Origin of the sequence: Bacillus sp. lyk4-R2A-2 (genome assembly GCF_030209735.1) — a bacterium.
In the GTDB taxonomy this organism is placed as follows: Bacteria; Bacillota; Bacilli; order Bacillales; family Bacillaceae; genus Bacillus; species Bacillus pumilus.
In genome coordinates, this window is the sequence record NZ_JARVRK010000005.1 from 494,214 (window position 1) to 510,862 (window position 16,649).

At 42.1% G+C, this 16,649-nt stretch carries 22 protein-coding genes; all 22 read left to right on the plus strand.

What is annotated here, in order from left to right; all coding sequences use genetic code 11:
* Positions 1-93 precede the first annotated feature (93 nt).
* The 22 genes from QRN39_RS09415 (at position 94) to QRN39_RS09520 (ending at position 16,617) form a co-directional block, all read left to right on the plus strand.
* Positions 94-651, plus strand: a complete 558-nt coding sequence (locus tag QRN39_RS09415; protein WP_003215785.1) for an NUDIX hydrolase — start codon at positions 94-96, stop codon at positions 649-651.
* Positions 648-1,829 (plus strand): TIGR00375 family protein, encoded by a 1,182-nt coding sequence (locus QRN39_RS09420; protein WP_284907056.1) that lies wholly within the window; start codon positions 648-650, stop codon positions 1,827-1,829. Before QRN39_RS09415 ends, QRN39_RS09420 begins: the two co-directional genes overlap by 4 nt.
* Positions 1,816-2,268, plus strand: coding sequence for a GNAT family N-acetyltransferase (locus QRN39_RS09425; RefSeq protein WP_137055019.1), 453 nt, complete (start codon positions 1,816-1,818; stop codon positions 2,266-2,268). The genes QRN39_RS09420 and QRN39_RS09425 overlap by 14 nt, the downstream gene beginning before the upstream one ends.
* A gap of 68 nt (positions 2,269-2,336) precedes the next feature.
* Positions 2,337-2,558: a hypothetical protein gene (locus tag QRN39_RS09430; protein WP_003215884.1), complete on the plus strand. Its 222-nt coding sequence runs from the start codon at positions 2,337-2,339 to the stop codon at positions 2,556-2,558.
* Positions 2,559-2,667: 109 nt separating this feature from the next.
* Positions 2,668-3,798, plus strand: a complete 1,131-nt coding sequence (locus tag QRN39_RS09435; RefSeq protein ID WP_106028738.1) for a S8 family peptidase — start codon at positions 2,668-2,670, stop codon at positions 3,796-3,798.
* A gap of 116 nt (positions 3,799-3,914) precedes the next feature.
* Positions 3,915-4,562 (plus strand): stage II sporulation protein M, encoded by a 648-nt coding sequence (gene spoIIM / locus QRN39_RS09440; RefSeq protein WP_034661156.1) that lies wholly within the window; start codon positions 3,915-3,917, stop codon positions 4,560-4,562.
* A gap of 118 nt (positions 4,563-4,680) precedes the next feature.
* Positions 4,681-5,133, plus strand: a complete 453-nt coding sequence (gene fur, locus QRN39_RS09445; RefSeq protein ID WP_003215577.1) for a ferric iron uptake transcriptional regulator — start codon at positions 4,681-4,683, stop codon at positions 5,131-5,133.
* 118 nt (positions 5,134-5,251) lie between these two features.
* Positions 5,252-5,479 carry a YqzK family protein gene (locus QRN39_RS09450; RefSeq protein ID WP_003215798.1) on the plus strand — a complete coding sequence of 76 codons (228 nt, stop codon included), beginning with the start codon at positions 5,252-5,254 and terminating at the stop codon, positions 5,477-5,479.
* Between the two features lie 6 nt (positions 5,480-5,485).
* Positions 5,486-6,376 (plus strand): site-specific tyrosine recombinase XerD, encoded by an 891-nt coding sequence (gene xerD / locus QRN39_RS09455; protein WP_003215982.1) that lies wholly within the window; start codon positions 5,486-5,488, stop codon positions 6,374-6,376.
* A gap of 151 nt (positions 6,377-6,527) precedes the next feature.
* A complete protein-coding gene (gene deoB, locus QRN39_RS09460; RefSeq protein ID WP_003215717.1) occupies positions 6,528-7,712 on the plus strand; it encodes a phosphopentomutase in 1,185 nt (394 codons plus the stop codon).
* A gap of 12 nt (positions 7,713-7,724) precedes the next feature.
* Positions 7,725-8,537 carry a purine-nucleoside phosphorylase gene (locus QRN39_RS09465; RefSeq protein ID WP_003216045.1) on the plus strand — a complete coding sequence of 271 codons (813 nt, stop codon included), beginning with the start codon at positions 7,725-7,727 and terminating at the stop codon, positions 8,535-8,537.
* Between the two features lie 157 nt (positions 8,538-8,694).
* Positions 8,695-9,849, plus strand: a complete 1,155-nt coding sequence (locus tag QRN39_RS09470) for a D-alanyl-D-alanine carboxypeptidase family protein (RefSeq protein ID WP_371475137.1) — start codon at positions 8,695-8,697, stop codon at positions 9,847-9,849.
* A gap of 163 nt (positions 9,850-10,012) precedes the next feature.
* A complete protein-coding gene (gene spoIIAA / locus QRN39_RS09475; protein WP_044141066.1) occupies positions 10,013-10,366 on the plus strand; it encodes an anti-sigma F factor antagonist in 354 nt (117 codons plus the stop codon).
* A complete protein-coding gene (gene spoIIAB / locus QRN39_RS09480) occupies positions 10,363-10,803 on the plus strand; it encodes an anti-sigma F factor (RefSeq protein WP_012010447.1) in 441 nt (146 codons plus the stop codon). Before spoIIAA ends, spoIIAB begins: the two co-directional genes overlap by 4 nt.
* Positions 10,804-10,816: 13 nt before the next feature.
* Positions 10,817-11,584: an RNA polymerase sporulation sigma factor SigF gene (sigF, locus tag QRN39_RS09485; protein WP_003215778.1), complete on the plus strand. Its 768-nt coding sequence runs from the start codon at positions 10,817-10,819 to the stop codon at positions 11,582-11,584.
* 114 nt (positions 11,585-11,698) lie between these two features.
* Positions 11,699-12,319, plus strand: coding sequence for a stage V sporulation protein AA (locus tag QRN39_RS09490; RefSeq protein WP_034661143.1), 621 nt, complete (start codon positions 11,699-11,701; stop codon positions 12,317-12,319).
* A complete protein-coding gene (locus tag QRN39_RS09495) occupies positions 12,309-12,725 on the plus strand; it encodes a stage V sporulation protein AB (RefSeq protein WP_044141069.1) in 417 nt (138 codons plus the stop codon). Before QRN39_RS09490 ends, QRN39_RS09495 begins: the two co-directional genes overlap by 11 nt.
* A gap of 19 nt (positions 12,726-12,744) precedes the next feature.
* Entirely contained in the window at positions 12,745-13,197 is a 453-nt protein-coding gene (gene spoVAC, locus QRN39_RS09500; protein WP_003215687.1) for a stage V sporulation protein AC, read from the plus strand.
* A gap of 12 nt (positions 13,198-13,209) precedes the next feature.
* On the plus strand, positions 13,210-14,226 hold the full coding sequence (gene spoVAD / locus QRN39_RS09505) for a stage V sporulation protein AD (RefSeq protein ID WP_003215736.1): 1,017 nt from the start codon (positions 13,210-13,212) through the stop codon (positions 14,224-14,226).
* A complete protein-coding gene (spoVAE, locus tag QRN39_RS09510; protein ID WP_003215479.1) occupies positions 14,226-14,576 on the plus strand; it encodes a stage V sporulation protein AE in 351 nt (116 codons plus the stop codon). The genes spoVAD and spoVAE overlap by 1 nt, the downstream gene beginning before the upstream one ends.
* A gap of 6 nt (positions 14,577-14,582) precedes the next feature.
* Positions 14,583-15,191 carry a stage V sporulation protein SpoVABEA gene (gene spoVAEA, locus QRN39_RS09515; RefSeq protein WP_003216039.1) on the plus strand — a complete coding sequence of 203 codons (609 nt, stop codon included), beginning with the start codon at positions 14,583-14,585 and terminating at the stop codon, positions 15,189-15,191.
* Complete coding sequence (locus QRN39_RS09520) at positions 15,145-16,617, plus strand: spore germination protein (RefSeq protein WP_050943818.1); 1,473 nt, start codon at positions 15,145-15,147, stop codon at positions 16,615-16,617. Before spoVAEA ends, QRN39_RS09520 begins: the two co-directional genes overlap by 47 nt.
* Positions 16,618-16,649 lie beyond the last annotated feature (32 nt).

Below are 16,649 nucleotides of genomic sequence, written 5' to 3' on the forward strand. Positions count from 1 at the left end.
ATTGAAGCAAGCGTCCGCATTTCGCTTCTCTTAAATCATCTATGTTAAAATGAATGAAGTAAAAAGTGAAAGTAGAACGAGGAGCTGACAAAATTGAAGGACTTTGAAGAAAAAACATTATCGACTAAAGAATTATACAACGGAAAAATCATTGATTTGGTTCTTGAAGATGTACAATTGCCAAATGGAAAACAAGGCAAACGCGAAATCATCAAACATCCTGGTGCAGTAGCCGTCATTGCTCGGACAGACGAAAATAAAATCATCTTGGTCAAGCAATACCGTAAAGCACTAGAGAGAGCCATCGTTGAAATTCCGGCTGGTAAATTAGAGCCAGGGGAAGAGCCGGCACATACAGCACTACGAGAATTAGAAGAAGAAACAGGATACACCACTCAGAAGCTTCAAAAGCTGACAGCCTTTTATACATCACCAGGTTTTGCAGATGAAATCGTCCACATGTATCTTGCAGATCAGCTAGTTCAGCTTGAAGAAAAAAGAGAGCTGGATGAAGATGAATTTGTTGAAGTGATGGAAGTTTCATTAGAAGAAGCCTTGCACCTCATTGAAAAGCAGCATATTTATGATGCAAAAACAGCCTATGCCATACAGTACTTACAACTGCAAGAGGTACTTAAGTCAACAAAATGAGGGAGTTTTTTGCAGACATCCATATTCATATCGGCAGAACAAGAACAGGCAGAGCTGTTAAAATTACAGGTGCAAGGTCACTGACAATTGACCAAATTCTCATTGAAGCAACGCAAAGTAAAGGGATGGGGATGATTGGTGTGATTGATGCACAATCTCCAGAAGTCCTAGAAGAATTAATAGAGGGTGTAGAAGAAGGCAAGTACACTGAACTAAGTGATGGCGGTCTATCATTTGAACAGACCGTGCTGCTTTTAGGCAGTGAATTAGAAATTAACGATAACCAATCAAAAGGTCCAATTCACGTGCTTGCATTTATGCCCACACTGCGCAAAATGACTGAGTTCTCCGCATGGCTCGCGCTACATATGAAAAATGTGCATTTGAGTTCACAGCGCCTCTATGTGGATGGGAAAACACTTCAGCATAAGGTCAAGGAGCTAGGAGGCTTATTTATTCCTGCTCATATTTTCACCCCTCATAAAAGCTTATTTGGCAAAGGAGTCAGCACGTCTTTAACGGAAGTATTCGATCCGGACCTCATTGATGCTGTTGAACTAGGACTTAGCTGCGATACGTCAATGGCGTCCCAGTTAAGCGAACTGAACCGTTATCCATTTTTAACGAATTCAGACGCTCATTCTTTAGGGAAAATCGCGCGAGAATATACAAAAATCCGCATGGACCATGCCTCTTTTGCCGAATTCAAACTAGCCCTTGAAGGGAAAGAGGGGAGAGCCATCATAGGAAATTATGGGCTCGCCCCGCGTCTTGGGAAGTACTATCATACAACCTGCGAGAAGTGCGGAGTAAGACCTCGCGCGCTAGATCAAGAAAAGTGCCACGCATGCGGACATACACGGATGACAAAAGGAGTGAGTGAGCGTTTAAAGGAGCTTGCTGACCAAGAAAGTGACAATGGAACAAGACCTCCTTATGTTCATCAGCTTCCGCTTCAATTTATTCCGGGTGTTGGAGCCAAAACGCTGGAGAAGCTAAAAGCCGTGTTTCACACAGAGATGAATATCCTTCATCAAGCAACAGAACAAGAACTAAAAGCTGTCCTGCCAGAAAAAACAGCCAATTACATCATCAAAGCAAGAAAAGGTGAAGTCGAACTGATCGCTGGCGGGGGCGGAGTATACGGTAAGGTGGATATCAATCATGAATCAAGTTAACTGGACATGTGAAACGTTTGAACAATTGACAAAAGAGGATCTTTACCTGATTTTAATGGAAAGAGTCAATGTGTTTGTTGTTGAACAAACATGCCCTTACCCTGAAATTGATCACCGGGACCAAGAAGCGCTTCATCTGATGGCAAAAGAGAACGGCACGATTGTGGCCTATTGCCGAATTTTTCAAAGCGGAATCATGTACGAAGAGGCGTCCATTGGCCGCGTTCTTGTGACAGAGGCAGGTCGAAAAAAAGGCTATGGAAAAATGCTACTTAGCAAGGCTTTGGAAAAGCTGAGTGAATTAGGTGAAGCAAGTGTCAAAATTCAGGCGCAGGCCTACCTGAAGTCGTTTTACGAATCCTTTGGTTTTAAGGCCGTTTCAGATTGTTATGATGAAGATGGAATTCCCCATCTTGATATGGTGAAAACAGAAAGATAGGCGTGTATACGTCTATCTTTTTTATGTCACATCGTGTATCATAACGTCAACGAAAGGGGTTTTGCCAAATGGGAAAAAGCAATGCAAAGAAAAAACGAGAACATATTGAAAGGCAGCACAGCCGAAACCCGGAACTGTCGAGAGGAAACATGCCGCACTTTAGTACACATGAAAGAAAAACAAAAACAAAACAAGAAGCCTTGCAGCACATGATGAAAAAACATAAAAGAAGGAATGCTTATGATCACTATCAAGAGGATCATAAGCATTTTTATTTTGCTTTTTTGTGACAACCAGTTCAAATAAATGGAAAAAATTTAAAAAATAGGACAAACGGTCGTTTCTTTTTGTCTAAAAATGTAGTTAAATGACAAAAAGATGAAAGGGAGAGTGAGTATTGTGAACATCAAGTCAATTGGAGCAGGGCTTTGTATGGCAAGTATGATGCTGGCATCGGTCACGTTCGGCGCCTCACATATTTCTGCAAAGGAGCAAGCGAAAAAAGAGTACATGATCGGCTTTTCTTCTTCCGTTCAAGATCATACACAAAAACAGCTTGTTGAAGAAGCTGGTGGACATGTAAAAGAATCGATAGAGCAGATAGATATGATGAAAGTTTCCTTGAATGAGGCATCGAAAAAGAAACTAAATCAGGCAAAAGAAGTGACCTTCATTGAGGAGGACCAAAAGGCAAAAACAAGCGGTCAAACGATCCCATATGGCATCAAAAGCATCAAAGCACAAAAGGTACATAAACGGGGATACGCTGGACAAAATGTCAAAGTAGCCGTTCTTGACAGCGGCATTGATGGCAAACATGAAGATCTACATGTCACCGGGGGAGTCAGCTTTGTTCCAACAGAGTCAGATCCGCTTGTTGACCCGCATGAACACGGGACGCATGTGGCGGGCACAATTGCAGCGTTAGATAATAAGGTAGGTGTCGTTGGTGTTGCGCCAAAAGCTTCAATCTATGCGGTCAAGGTGGCAGATGAAAATGGTGATGGCTACTATAGCTGGATCATTAAAGGAATTGAATGGGCCATTGAGAATGACATAGATGTCATCAATATTAGTATGGGAGGAGCAAGTGAATCTGAAGCGCTGAAAGAAGCGGTAGATCGAGCATATGACAAGGGTATTCTCATTGTGGCTTCTGCTGGGAATGCAGGAAGTTATGGCTCTCTCAACACGGTTGACTATCCAGCTAAATACAGCTCAGTGATAGCGGTTGCTTCTGTTGACCAAAGAAAACAAAGAGCTTTTGATTCATCTGTAGGCGAAGAAGTGGAAGTTTCAGCACCAGGCGTTTCAACGCTCAGTACCATTCCTCATAATGAATATGGCTACAAGAGCGGGACATCCATGGCATCACCGCATGTAGCAGGAGCTGCGGCTGTCATTCTATCAAAACATCCGAATCTGACAAACGATGAAGTGCGCGAGAGACTTTCAAAAACGGCTACACAGCTTGGAGATCCTTTTTACTATGGTGCCGGGCTTGTGAACGTACAAAAAGCGGCACGATAAATGAGAAGAGAGAGCAGTGTTTAGGCTGCTTTCTCTTTTTTCTTTCAATAAAACTGTCATGTTTCGTAATCTCTCTCATAGAATCTAGTAACCTTTACTATTTGGGAGGAAGACGCATGCGGAAAAAGTCTTGGAAGGAACATCTTCTTCAGCACGTAAAAGACCATCTATCGATTTATTTGTTTGTCTCTGTACTCTTTTTAATGGGCGTGATATTTGGGGCCATCATCGTCAATAGTATGACAATTAGTCAGAAAGAGGATTTATTCTATTATTTAAATCAATTTTTTGGTCAGCTGACAAATGAGAAAGCAGCAGAATCAAAAGAAATGTTTTTGCAAAGCTTTTTGCATCATATGAAATATTTAGGTCTTATGTGGATACTAGGGATATCTATCATTGGCCTGCCGCTCATCTTTCTCATGATCTTTTTAAAGGGAATTGTCGTTGGGTTTACAGTTGGTTTTCTAGTAAATCAAATGGGGCTGAGTGGTTTTTTCCTTTCGTTCGTATCGGTTCTTCCGCAAAACATATTACTTATTCCAGCCTATTTAGTGATTGGGACATGTGCGATTGCGTTTTCCATCCGTCTCATTGGGCAGCTGTTTATGAAAAAAACCATCAGTCAAGCACCTGTGCAGTGGTTCGCCCGGTATGCATCTGTTCTACTGATGATTTTAGCACTTGCTGCACTTTCGTCCTTTTTTGAATCGTACGTCTCCTTCATGCTCATGAAAAAGCTGGCAGGTGTTCTTTTCTCATAATTTTATAATTGTTATTAAATAATAATCAATTTATTTATCAATTTAAAATGATTATAGTTGGCTCCCAGCACATCATTTGATATAATGATCAAGTAATGTGGCGTAGGAGGGAAAGTCAATGGAAAATCGGATTGATCGAATTAAGAAACAGCTTCATTCTTCCAGCTATAAGCTCACGCCACAGCGTGAAGCAACAGTAAGAGTACTGCTTGAGAATGAAGAAGACCATTTAAGTGCAGAAGATGTATACCTCCTCGTAAAAGAGAAGTCTCCTGAAATTGGTCTTGCTACTGTTTATCGAACGTTAGAATTGCTAACTGAACTGAAAGTTGTTGATAAAATTAACTTTGGAGACGGCGTTTCGCGATATGATCTTCGCAAAGAAGGAGCCGCTCACTTCCATCATCATCTTGTCTGCATGGAATGCGGGACAGTCGATGAGATAGAAGATGATTTATTAGAAGACGTTGAAGAGATTATTGAACGTGACTGGAAATTTAAAATTAAGGATCATAGATTGACATTCCATGGTATTTGCCACCGGTGTCATGATGATGAATCCGGCAAATAATCCGAATTGGAACCTTTTCATTTAAGATGAAGAGGTTTTTTGCATTTTCGCTGTATATTCCTTGTCCCACCTGGCATATGCTGAAGTAATGAGAAGCTCGAGAAAGGACATGAGAATCATGCGAAAATGGCTCAAAACAACAGGTGAAGTGATGAAGGTATTTATCTTGTTCACTGGTTTTACCGTCCTGTTCTATTATGCTATGATATGGATAAATTCAGAATATGAAAGCTACCATCGTTATGATAAACCAGAGGGTGCAGCAATTAAAGTGATGGAAATGGATCAGCCGAATCAAGACAACTGGCAAGACCGATTGATTTATTTTTATCAAAACGGGGAGTAGAAATCATTGAACGATCAATTATCCGACTTTATTCATTTTATGACAGTAGAGAGAGGACTCTCTGAAAATACCATTGTTTCTTATAAACGAGATTTACAGAACTACTTGTCTTTTTTAATGACACATGAGCAACTGACGGATATAAAAGATGTCACACGCCTGCATATCATTCATTATTTAAAAAAGCTAAAAGAGGAAGGGAAATCGAGCAAAACGTCAGTGCGGCATCTCTCCTCGATCCGGTCCTTCCACCAATTTCTGCTCCGGGAAAAAGTGACAACAGATGATCCGTCATGGAACATTGAAACGCAAAAAACAGAGCGGAAATTACCGAAAGTTCTCTCACTAGGGGAAGTTGAAAAGCTGCTTGATACACCAAATCAGCACACTCCATTTGACTACCGTGACAAAGCGATGCTCGAGCTCTTATATGCAACAGGCATTCGCGTCAGTGAAATGCTGGATCTGACCCTTGCCGATGTTCACCTCACAATGGGCTTTATCCGTTGTTTCGGTAAAGGAAGAAAAGAGCGGATTGTGCCAATTGGTGAAGCAGCTGCAAGTGCGATTGAAGAATATCTCGAAAAGGGAAGAAGCAAGCTGTTAAAAAAACAGCCGGCAGATGCCTTATTTCTCAATCATCACGGGAAAAAAATGTCGCGGCAAGGTTTCTGGAAGAATCTGAAAAAAAGAGCTCTCGAAGCAGGGATTCAAAAGGAACTCACACCCCATACACTCAGGCATTCATTTGCCACGCATCTGCTTGAAAACGGTGCAGATCTAAGAGCTGTGCAGGAGATGCTCGGGCATGCCGATATCTCGACAACACAAATTTATACACATGTGACGAAAACAAGACTGAAAGATGTGTATCACAAATTCCATCCAAGGGCATAAGTAAAGCATGACACGGTAAACGTGTGTCATGCTTTTTCATGTTTGCACCGTTTATGGTTGTCAACCGGCTTGTAAACGGTTTATACTTGAGATGTCAGACCTCTCTTTTTGAAAGGTTAAAAGACAAGAATATTGAAGGAGGCGCTTTTTAATGCCTGATTATCAGTATAAACGCATTTTCCTCGTCGTAATGGATTCAGTAGGAATTGGGGAAGCACCTGATGCTGCTGAATTTAATGATGTAGGTGCAGATACACTAGGACATATTGCTGAAAAAATGAACGGGCTTCATATGCCAAATATGGCGAAGCTTGGGCTGAGTCATATTAAAGAAATCAAAGGAATTCCAGCGGATGAGAAACCACTTGCGTATTATGGAAAAATGCAAGAGGCATCAAATGGGAAAGATACAATGACTGGACACTGGGAAATCATGGGTCTTTACATAGACACACCGTTTAGAGTTTTTCCAGACGGATTCCCAGATGAACTACTAAATGAACTAAAAGAAAAAACAGGCAGAGGCATTATTGGAAATAAACCTGCGTCTGGTACTGAAATTTTAGACGAGCTTGGCGAAGAGCACATGAAAACAGGCGATCTAATCGTTTATACATCTGCGGATTCTGTGCTGCAAATTGCTGCGCACGAAGAAGTGGTGCCATTAGATGAACTTTATCGCATTTGTGAAATTGCACGTGAGCTCACATTAGATGAAAAATATATGGTTGGCCGTATTATCGCCCGTCCATTTGTCGGGGAGCCTGGCGCATTTGTCAGAACACCGAACCGTCATGACTATGCTTTAAAACCATTTGACCGAACAGTGATGAATGAGCTGAAAGATGATGGGCTTGATGTGATTGCGATTGGCAAAATCTCTGATATTTATGATGGAGAAGGAATCACCTCTTCTCTCAGAACAAAATCGAACATGGACGGAATGGACAAGCTGGTTGATACACTTAAAACAGACTTTACGGGACTCAGCTTTTTAAACCTTGTTGATTTTGACGCCCTTTACGGACATAGAAGAGATCCAGAGGGTTACGGAAAAGCACTAGAGGAATTTGACGCCCGTCTTCCTGAAGTGTTTGATCTGTTAAAAGAGGATGATCTTCTTGTCATTACAGCAGATCATGGAAATGACCCGGTTCATCACGGAACAGATCATACAAGAGAATACGTTCCGCTCATTGCTTACAGCAAAAAGCATCAAGGAGCAAATGAACTGCCAACTCCAAAAACCTTTGCTGATCTTGGAGCAACGGTCGCAGACAATTTCAAGACAACGATGCCAAAATACGGCACAAGCTTTTTATCTAAACTCAAATAGGGGGGAAATCTCGTGGGAGCACAGTTTTCAGAAGCGGCGGCATACATTAAACAAGCATCGACATACGTACCAACAGTTGGATTGATCTTAGGTTCAGGGCTTGGCATTTTAGCAGATGAGATTGAAAATCCAATCAAATTGAAATATGAAGATATTCCTGGATTCCCTATTTCAACAGTAGAGGGTCATGCAGGACAGCTCGTCATCGGGACGCTGAAAGGCACTGTCGTATGTGCGATGCAAGGACGTTTTCACTTCTATGAAGGATATGATATGAAGCAAGTGACGTTTCCAGTCCGTGTGATGAAAGAAATTGGCATTGAGACATGCATCGTGACAAATGCAGCCGGCGGTGTGAATACTTCATTCCATCCAGGCGATCTCATGCTGATTACAGATCATATCAATATGATGGGGACCAATCCATTAATTGGTCCAAATGACAGTCAAGGCGTTCGTTTCCCTGATATGTCTGCCCCATACGATAAAGATTTGCTGGCACTTGCAGAAGAAACAGCTCAGCGGTTAGGCATATCTGTACAGCAGGGTGTTTATGCAGGGATGACAGGTCCTTCATATGAAACACCGGCTGAAGTTCGTTTCCTTAGAACACTTGGCGCAGATGCTGTAGGCATGTCGACGGTTCCAGAGGTGATTGTTGCGCGTCATGCAGGAATCAAAGTGCTAGGTATTTCATGCATTTCTAATGCGGCATCAGGTATTTTAGATCAGCCGCTGTCTCATGATGAAGTCATTGAAGTAACCGAAAAAGTGAAAGCGAGTTTCCTTGATTTAGTAAAAGACATTGTCAAACAACTCTCATAGCATGTTTTAAGAAGCCTTCTGTTTATCGACAGAAGGCTTTTTTTATGGCAATCATACGATCTCTGAATAAAACAGCCTCGATGAGGAAAAAATAGAAAGGATTACGATAATGGAGGTCTGCCACTTGAAACGTCATATATGTGCATTGTTTATTTTAATGATCCTTATCTCAATGGTTTCACCATCAGCGATAGCAAAAGAAAAGATTGAAAAACCAGAAGAAAAACAAACATCAGAATTGGTGCACGAAGCCAAATCAGCCATCTTAATAGAACGTGACACGGGAAAAGTGCTTTACAACAAAAACAGCGATGAAAAGCTGGCACCCGCAAGTATGACCAAAATCATGACGATGCTTCTCATCATGGAAGCCATTGATCAAGGAAAGCTGAAAATGACTGACAAGGTAAGAACAAGCGACTATGCAGCTTCAATGGGAGGGTCACAAATCTTCCTTGAACCTGGAGAAGAAATGACCGTGAAAGAAATGCTGAAAGGCATTGCGATTGCGTCTGGAAATGATGCTTCAGTTGCCATGGCAGAGCATATTGCAGGATCTGAAGAACAGTTTGTGGAGCAAATGAACAAAAAGGCAAAAGAACTCGGCCTCACCTCTACGGTCTTTCAAAACCCAACAGGACTTCCTGAAAAAGACCATTACAGTTCAGCTCATGATATGGCAAAAATGGCAAAAGAGCTGTTGAAATATGAACAAATCACCAAATTCACAGGGGTCTACGAAGACTATCTCCGTCAAAACACCGATAAAAAATTCTGGCTTGTGAATACGAACCGATTGATTAAATTTTATCCAGGTGTCGATGGGTTGAAAACAGGTTTTACAGGCGAAGCCAAATACTGTTTGACCGCAACCGCTAAAAAAGGAAACATGCGCGTCATTGCAGTTGTCTTCGGCGCAAGTACACCGAAAGACAGAAACGCTCAAGTGGTCAAAATGTTAGACTATGCATTTAGTCAATACACCACACACCCACTTTACAAACGAGGACAAGATGTAGCTGAAATCAAGGTAAGCAAAGGGACAAAGAAAAAAATTCAGCTTGTCACCTCTGAACCAATCTCCCTTTTAACGAAAAAAGGCGAAAATGTGGATCAGATTAAAAAAGAAATCAAATTGTCTCAGGATGTTACGGCTCCATTCTCAAAAGGAACGGAACTTGGAACCATTGTCTTGAAAAAAGACGGAAAAGTGCTGCATGAAAGCCCTGTACAAGCCAAAGAAGGAATGGAAAAAGCGGGCGTTTGGACATTCTTCAAACGAGCGATGGCTGAATTTGTGAAATGGAAATAAAATGTGAAAGACTGCTGAAACAGGCAGTCTTTTTGCTATGAGGAAGAAGAAAAGAACATCTAAATGTGACGAATGGTCACTAGTTTTGTCATGGTGAAGGATTTACTTGATAAAAAAGAGAAACAATCTTTATCCGAAAATTAGAGCAAGGAGGAATAAAAAGATGAGCCTTGATATTCATTTTCAAGTAAAAGAGAGCGTACTTTGCATTCGATTAACAGGAGAGCTCGATCATCACTCCGCAGAAACATTGAGGCAAAAGGTGACGAATTATTTGGAAACAGAGGACATTCGCCACATTGTGCTGAATTTGGCTGATTTAACGTTTATGGACAGCTCAGGTCTCGGAGTGATTTTAGGAAGATATAAAGAAATTAAACAGCTTGGCGGAGAAATGGTCGTCTGTGCTATTTCGCCAGCAGTGAACCGGTTATTTGATATGTCTGGCTTATTTAAAATCATCCGTATGGAGCCTTCAGAGCAAACGGCATTGCAAACATTGGGGGTGGCATCATGAGGAATGAAATGAACCTGACCTTCTCTGCTTTAAGTCAAAATGAATCCTTTGCGAGGGTGACAGTCGCGGCGTTTATCGCCCAGCTTGATCCGACATTAGATGAATTAACAGAAATCAAAACCGTTGTGTCAGAGGCGGTGACAAACTCCATTATCCATGGCTATGATGGGAATCCAGATGGCAAGGTGCATATCGAAGTCACACTTGATGACCATGTTGTGTACCTCACCATCCGTGACGAAGGGATGGGCATTACAGATCTTGAGGAAGCAAGACAGCCGCTTTTCACGACAAAACCAGACTTAGAACGCTCTGGAATGGGCTTTACCATTATGGAGAATTTTATGGATGATGTCATGATAGACTCATCTCCAGAAATGGGCACAACCATCCGTTTAACAAAGCATCTATCAAAAAGCAAAGCGCTTTGTAATTAAAGGAGCTGCTCATATGGATGTGGAGGTAAAAAAGCAAGCAAAAAAAGCCCAGCTGTCAAATGATGAAGTCAAAGAGCTCATCAAAAAAAGCCAAGACGGTGATCAGCAAGCAAGAGACCTCCTCGTAGAAAAAAACATGCGTCTTGTTTGGTCCGTTGTTCAGCGCTTTTTAAATAGAGGATATGAACCAGATGATTTGTTTCAAATTGGCTGTATTGGACTGCTAAAATCTGTTGATAAATTTGATTTGTCATATGATGTGAAGTTTTCGACCTATGCTGTTCCAATGATTATTGGTGAAATCCAGCGATTCATTCGGGATGATGGAACAGTCAAAGTCAGCCGGTCACTAAAGGAACTCGGAAATAAAATCCGGCGGGCAAGAGATGAATTGTCTAAGTCTCACGGAAGAATGCCGACCGTTCAGGAAATAGCCGAATATCTTGATATCACACCAGAGGATGTCGTCCTCGCCCAAGAAGCGGTCCGAACGCCGTCGTCGATTCATGAAACGGTGTATGAAAATGACGGGGATCCGATTACATTACTTGATCAAATTGCCGATCATTCAGAAGAAAGATGGTTTGATAAAATCGCGCTGAAAGAAGCGATCAAAGAATTAGAAGAACGAGAAAAACTCATTGTGTACTTAAGATATTATAAAGACCAAACACAATCTGAGGTAGCGGAGAGACTCGGCATTTCACAAGTACAAGTCTCGCGGCTCGAAAAGAAAATTTTAAAACAAATCCAAATGCAAATGGATCAAAAAGAGAGCTAGCCAATTCGGCTGGCTTTTTTTGTGTGGTAATTACCGGTAAATCAAGTTCTCTCGGTATGAGAACCATTTTTCACCACATACTATTTTTAACCCATCGTATAGGAAGTGACTTGGATGGACGGACAAATCTTTCTTCGGCTGCGCCATCGCATTAAGACCGGTAATGATCAGCTCATTTATTTAGAAGATATCGCCCAAATCACTGGTGATGAGTTTGCTGTACAAAAGCTTAGCAAGATGCCGATATATCATGTCAGTAAAAAGGATCGTCACATCGCCGTTCTTGATATCATGCATGTGGTCAAAACGATCAAAAAAACATGGCCAGACATCGACATTCAAACCGTCGGAGGCGCTGAAGCCATTGTTGAAATTGATACAGGCAAACGCCAGCTTTCTCCCGTTTTATTTGTGTTCGTGTGGCTCCTATTATTTGTCGGAGCGGCGCTTGCCATTATGAATTTCCACGAGGATGTCAGTATGCGGCTCGTTCATATCCGCCTATATGAAATGATCACAGGAAAAACGGTTGAGCATCCTTATTTATTGCAAATTCCATATAGCTTCGGACTAGGCTTTGGCATGATTTTATTTTTCAATCATGTATTTAAAAAGCGTTTAAATGAAGAACCAAGCCCGCTCGAAGTGGAGATGTTTAAATATCAGCTCGATCTCGATCATTATGTCGCCCTTAAAGAAAATAAAGAGACAATGAAAGATATCCATGATCGGTAAGTGGCTTTTTGTCGCGTTAGTTGGACTTGGCGGCGGTTTAACGGTAGGAGCAGGGTTTGTGGCATTTCTCACAGTGCTTGGCATCATCCCTCGTTTAATGCAATTAACGAAAACGCAGCGCTTCATACAAGGATACGAGGCAGCTGTCATCACCGGGGCGGTCGTTGGCGGCTGGGCAACCTTGAGCGAGGTGCATTTGCATTTATCCAAATGGCTGGCGCTCCCAATCGGTCTTTTAGCAGGCATTTTCGTCGGCATGCTTGCAGCTGCGCTGACTGAAGTATTAAATGTACTTCCTATATTAACGAAAAGAATTGGAATGGACGGGAAAATTGTTTTGCTTCTCATGGCCATTGTCTTAGGCAAAGTATTTGGTTCACTATTCCATTGGCTGATTTATATTTAAAAATTTGGAGGGAACAACCGTGTCGAGTTTAAAAGAGAACTATCCATCTAAGGTGAAAACGTATCAGCCTAAACCTCCTTATGTCCTCAACTGCATCAAGGCTTTTCTTGTTGGTGGATTGATCTGTGCCATAGGCGAGGGGCTGCAACATTTCTATATTCACTTTTTTGATTTTAATGAAAAAACAGCAGGGAACCCAACAGTGGCGACCCTCATTTTAATTTCTTCTATATTAACTGGTATCGGTATTTACGATAGAATCGGCCAGTTTGCCGGAGCGGGATCGGCTGTTCCGGTGACAGGATTTGCAAACAGTATGACAAGTGCTGCCCTTGAGCATAGAAGTGAAGGGCTTGTTTTAGGGGTTGCCACAAATATGTTTAAGCTCGCTGGGAACGTCATTGTATTTGGTGTCGTCTCGGCATATGTCGTAGGGATCATTCGATACGTCTTGGAAAAGATGTTTTCGTAGGAGGAATGAAACGTGAAACTAACAGGTAAACAATCTTGGGTTTTTGAGCATAAGCTTTACGTCAATGCAGAGGGAACAGCTGCAGGGCCGAAAGAAAAAGAAGGACCGATTGGTCATTTAATTGATAAAACGTATGACGAAATGCATTGTGATCAAAAGAACTGGGAAATGGCTGAAAGAAAACTGATGGAAGATGCGATATCCAGTGCTTTATCAAAAGCAAATTTGCAAAAAAGCGATATTGATCTATTGCTGGCAGGAGATTTACTTAATCAAAACGTCACAGCAAACTATGTGGCGAGAGAACTAAAAATCCCGTTTCTATGTTTGTTTGGGGCATGCTCAACCTCAATGGAATCGGTCGCCATTGCGTCAGCACTCATTGATGGCGGTTTTGCCAATAGAGCCATTGCAGCGACAAGCAGTCATAATGCAACGGCAGAACGCCAATTTCGTAATCCAACAGAATACGGCGGACAAAAGCCAGATACAGCCACAAGTACCGTCACTGGGAGCGGAGCCGTTATTATTAGCCAGGAGACCTCTCCAATTCAAATTACAAGCGCTACAGTAGGCAGGGTGATGGATCTTGGAATTACAGATCCATTTGACATGGGATCGGCCATGGCTCCGGCAGCGGCAGATACCATCAAGCAGCATTTAGAAGACCTCGGAAGAACGGTGGACGATTACGATCTGATTTTAACAGGTGATTTATCTGGTATTGGTTCACCAATCTTAAAGGATCTTCTGAAGGAAGAAGGCATTCAGCTTGGGAGAAAGCATGATGATTGCGGTTTAATCATCTATACACCCGATCAAAATGTATTCGCTGGTGGGAGCGGCTGTGCTTGTTCAGCTGTTGTGACATTTAGTCACATTTTTCAAGAAATGAAAGCAGGAAATCTGCAAAGAGTACTCGTTGTGGCAACCGGAGCGCTTCTAAGTCCAATGATGGTCCAGCAAAAAGAGACCATTCCAACCATTGCGCACGGTGTCGTATTTGAGCGTGCAGGAGGAGAGAGCTAATGGATTATCTTATCGCTTTTGTTGCAGGCGGACTTATTTGCGTCATTGGCCAGCTTTTACTAGACATACTCAAACTTACGCCTGCACATGTCATGACCACTTTTGTTGTGGCGGGCACCATCTTAGACGGATTCGGTATTTATGATAAATTTATTGAATTTGCGGGTGCGGGCGCAACCGTACCAATCGTCAGCTTTGGTCATAGCTTGCTTCATGGAGCGATGCATCAGGCAGATGTACACGGGTTCATCGGAATCGGGATCGGTATTTTTGAATTAACCTCTGCTGGGATTTCAGCTGCGATTCTATTCTCATTTATTATCGCTCTTATCTTTAAACCGAAAGGATAACCTAATATGGGGCAAAGACGAAAAGTCATTTTAGTGACAGACGGAGATATATATGCTGCCAAAACCATTGAGCTTGCTGCTAAAAATGTCGGTGGGCGATGTATTTCCAGCTCAAAAGGAAATCCAAGCAAACGAACAGGACCTGAACTTGTGCAGATGATTTTAAAAACGCCGAATGATCCAGTGTTTGTCATGTTTGATGATTCTGGCCTGACAGGTGAAGGAACAGGGGAGATAGCGATGAAGCATGTGGCGCGTCATCCTGAAATTGAAGTCATTGGGGCGATCGCCGTTGCATCCAAAACGCATCAAGCTGAATGGACAAAGGTTCATGTTTCCATTGACCGGGAGGGTGAACTGACAGAATACGGTGTCGACAAGCATGGTCTTCCCGAGATGGAACCTCATAAAATGAGCGGAGATACCGTGTATTGTCTTGACTCGCTCGATCTGCCGTTTGTTGTTGGAATTGGAGATATTGGCAAAATGGGACGGAAAGATGATCTGAGCAAAGGATCTCCGATCACAATGAAAGCAGTTGAATTAATTTTAGAAAGGAGTGGTTTCCATGAAGAAAGACAAGGTAAACGTGTACCGAGATCCGAAGAAAAATGAAGATTACTTTAAAGAAAATGTCGGAATGGGTCTCAGCTTTGACCTTGGCGTGCGGAAAATTTATATACACGATCAGGAAATCCAACTTTACTATGTAAATGGACTGTGTGATACACAGTATGTCATCTACTTATTAAAAGAGCTAGTTGAAATCAATGACAATGAACCTGAATCAGATGACATGGCCCGTGTGATTGAGAATCGTCTTGTCAATCAGCAGGTCTCAAAGGTTGAAACACTTGATGAAGCGGTAGACCAAGTGCTGTCGGGCCTTGTGGCAGTTGTAGTTGAAGGTGAAAACTACGCATTTATCATTGATGTCAGAAGCTATCCTGGCAGAATGCCAGAGGAGCCGGATACAGAAAAGGTTGTCCGGGGCGCAAGAGACGGTTTTGTTGAAAACATTATTGTCAATACAGCACTTATACGAAGACGGGTGCGAGATGAAAAACTGAGATACAAAATGCTCAAAGTAGGCGAACGTTCGAAAGCGGATGTATGTGTTTGCTACATTGAAGATATTGCGGACCCAGATCTTGTCGATATCATAGAGAAAGAAGTGTCAGGAATCAAAGTCGATGGGCTGACGATGTCTGATAAAACGATTGAAGAATTCATTATTAAACAAGGATACAATCCCTTTCCCCTTGTACGTTACACCGAGCGTCCAGATGTCGCCGCTAACCATATACTAGAAGGGCATGTCATCATTATTACGGATACATCTCCTAGTGTCATCATTACGCCAACCACCATTTTTCACCACGTTCAACATGCAGAAGAATACCGCCAAGCACCTGCAGTTGGTACGTTCCTAAGATGGGTACGCTTTTTAGGCATTTTATGTTCAACGTTTCTTTTACCAATTTGGTTTCTGTTTATCCTTGAACCAAGTCTTCTGCCAGATAATTTAAGCTATATTGGCTTTAACAAACCGTCTCATATTCCAGTGATTTTACAAGTATTTCTAGCTGATTTTGGGGTGGAATTTTTAAGGATGGCTGCAATTCATACGCCAACTGCATTGTCGACCGCCATGGGGCTGATTGCGGCTGTTTTAATTGGGCAAATTGCCATTGATGTCGGTTTATTTACACCAGAGGTCATCTTATACGTCTCACTAGCGGCAATCGGTACATTTACAACCCCAAGCTATGAGCTGAGTGTCGCCAATAAGATTGTACGACTCATCATATTAGCGCTCGTGGCGATCTTTAAGCTGAATGGACTCATCATTGGTTTTACGTTGTTACTCATCTACTTAACATCCATTCGTTCATTGCAGACGCCTTATATGTGGCCATTTCTTCCTTTTAACGGGAAGGCTTTGTGGCAAGTGCTGATTCGGACGTCTGTTCCTGGCTCAAAAGTAAGGCCAAGCATTGTTCACCCTCAAAACAGATCAAAAATTCCGCCAAATTCTTAACGCTCATTGAAAGTGGCTGAAGATTGTGATAT

Bases quoted from the DNA above. Each gene is read 5' to 3' on its own strand.
- sigF (WP_003215778.1), top strand. From the start codon at position 10,817: ATGGATGTGGAGGTAAAAAAGCAAGCAAAAAAAGCCCAGCTGTCAAAT.
- QRN39_RS09425 (WP_137055019.1), top strand. From the start codon at position 1,816: ATGAATCAAGTTAACTGGACATGTGAAACGTTTGAACAATTGACAAAA.
- QRN39_RS09420 (WP_284907056.1), top strand. From the start codon at position 648: ATGAGGGAGTTTTTTGCAGACATCCATATTCATATCGGCAGAACAAGA.
- QRN39_RS09520 (WP_050943818.1), top strand. From the start codon at position 15,145: ATGAAGAAAGACAAGGTAAACGTGTACCGAGATCCGAAGAAAAATGAA.
- QRN39_RS09495 (WP_044141069.1), top strand. From the start codon at position 12,309: ATGATCGGTAAGTGGCTTTTTGTCGCGTTAGTTGGACTTGGCGGCGGT.
- spoVAEA (WP_003216039.1), top strand. From the start codon at position 14,583: ATGGGGCAAAGACGAAAAGTCATTTTAGTGACAGACGGAGATATATAT.
- spoIIM (WP_034661156.1), top strand. From the start codon at position 3,915: ATGCGGAAAAAGTCTTGGAAGGAACATCTTCTTCAGCACGTAAAAGAC.
- spoIIAA (WP_044141066.1), top strand. From the start codon at position 10,013: ATGAGCCTTGATATTCATTTTCAAGTAAAAGAGAGCGTACTTTGCATT.
- QRN39_RS09470 (WP_371475137.1), top strand. From the start codon at position 8,695: ATGATCCTTATCTCAATGGTTTCACCATCAGCGATAGCAAAAGAAAAG.
- deoB (WP_003215717.1), top strand. From the start codon at position 6,528: ATGCCTGATTATCAGTATAAACGCATTTTCCTCGTCGTAATGGATTCA.
- fur (WP_003215577.1), top strand. From the start codon at position 4,681: ATGGAAAATCGGATTGATCGAATTAAGAAACAGCTTCATTCTTCCAGC.
- spoIIAB (WP_012010447.1), top strand. From the start codon at position 10,363: ATGAGGAATGAAATGAACCTGACCTTCTCTGCTTTAAGTCAAAATGAA.
- QRN39_RS09450 (WP_003215798.1), top strand. From the start codon at position 5,252: ATGCGAAAATGGCTCAAAACAACAGGTGAAGTGATGAAGGTATTTATC.
- QRN39_RS09490 (WP_034661143.1), top strand. From the start codon at position 11,699: ATGGACGGACAAATCTTTCTTCGGCTGCGCCATCGCATTAAGACCGGT.
- spoVAE (WP_003215479.1), top strand. From the start codon at position 14,226: ATGGATTATCTTATCGCTTTTGTTGCAGGCGGACTTATTTGCGTCATT.
- QRN39_RS09430 (WP_003215884.1), top strand. From the start codon at position 2,337: ATGGGAAAAAGCAATGCAAAGAAAAAACGAGAACATATTGAAAGGCAG.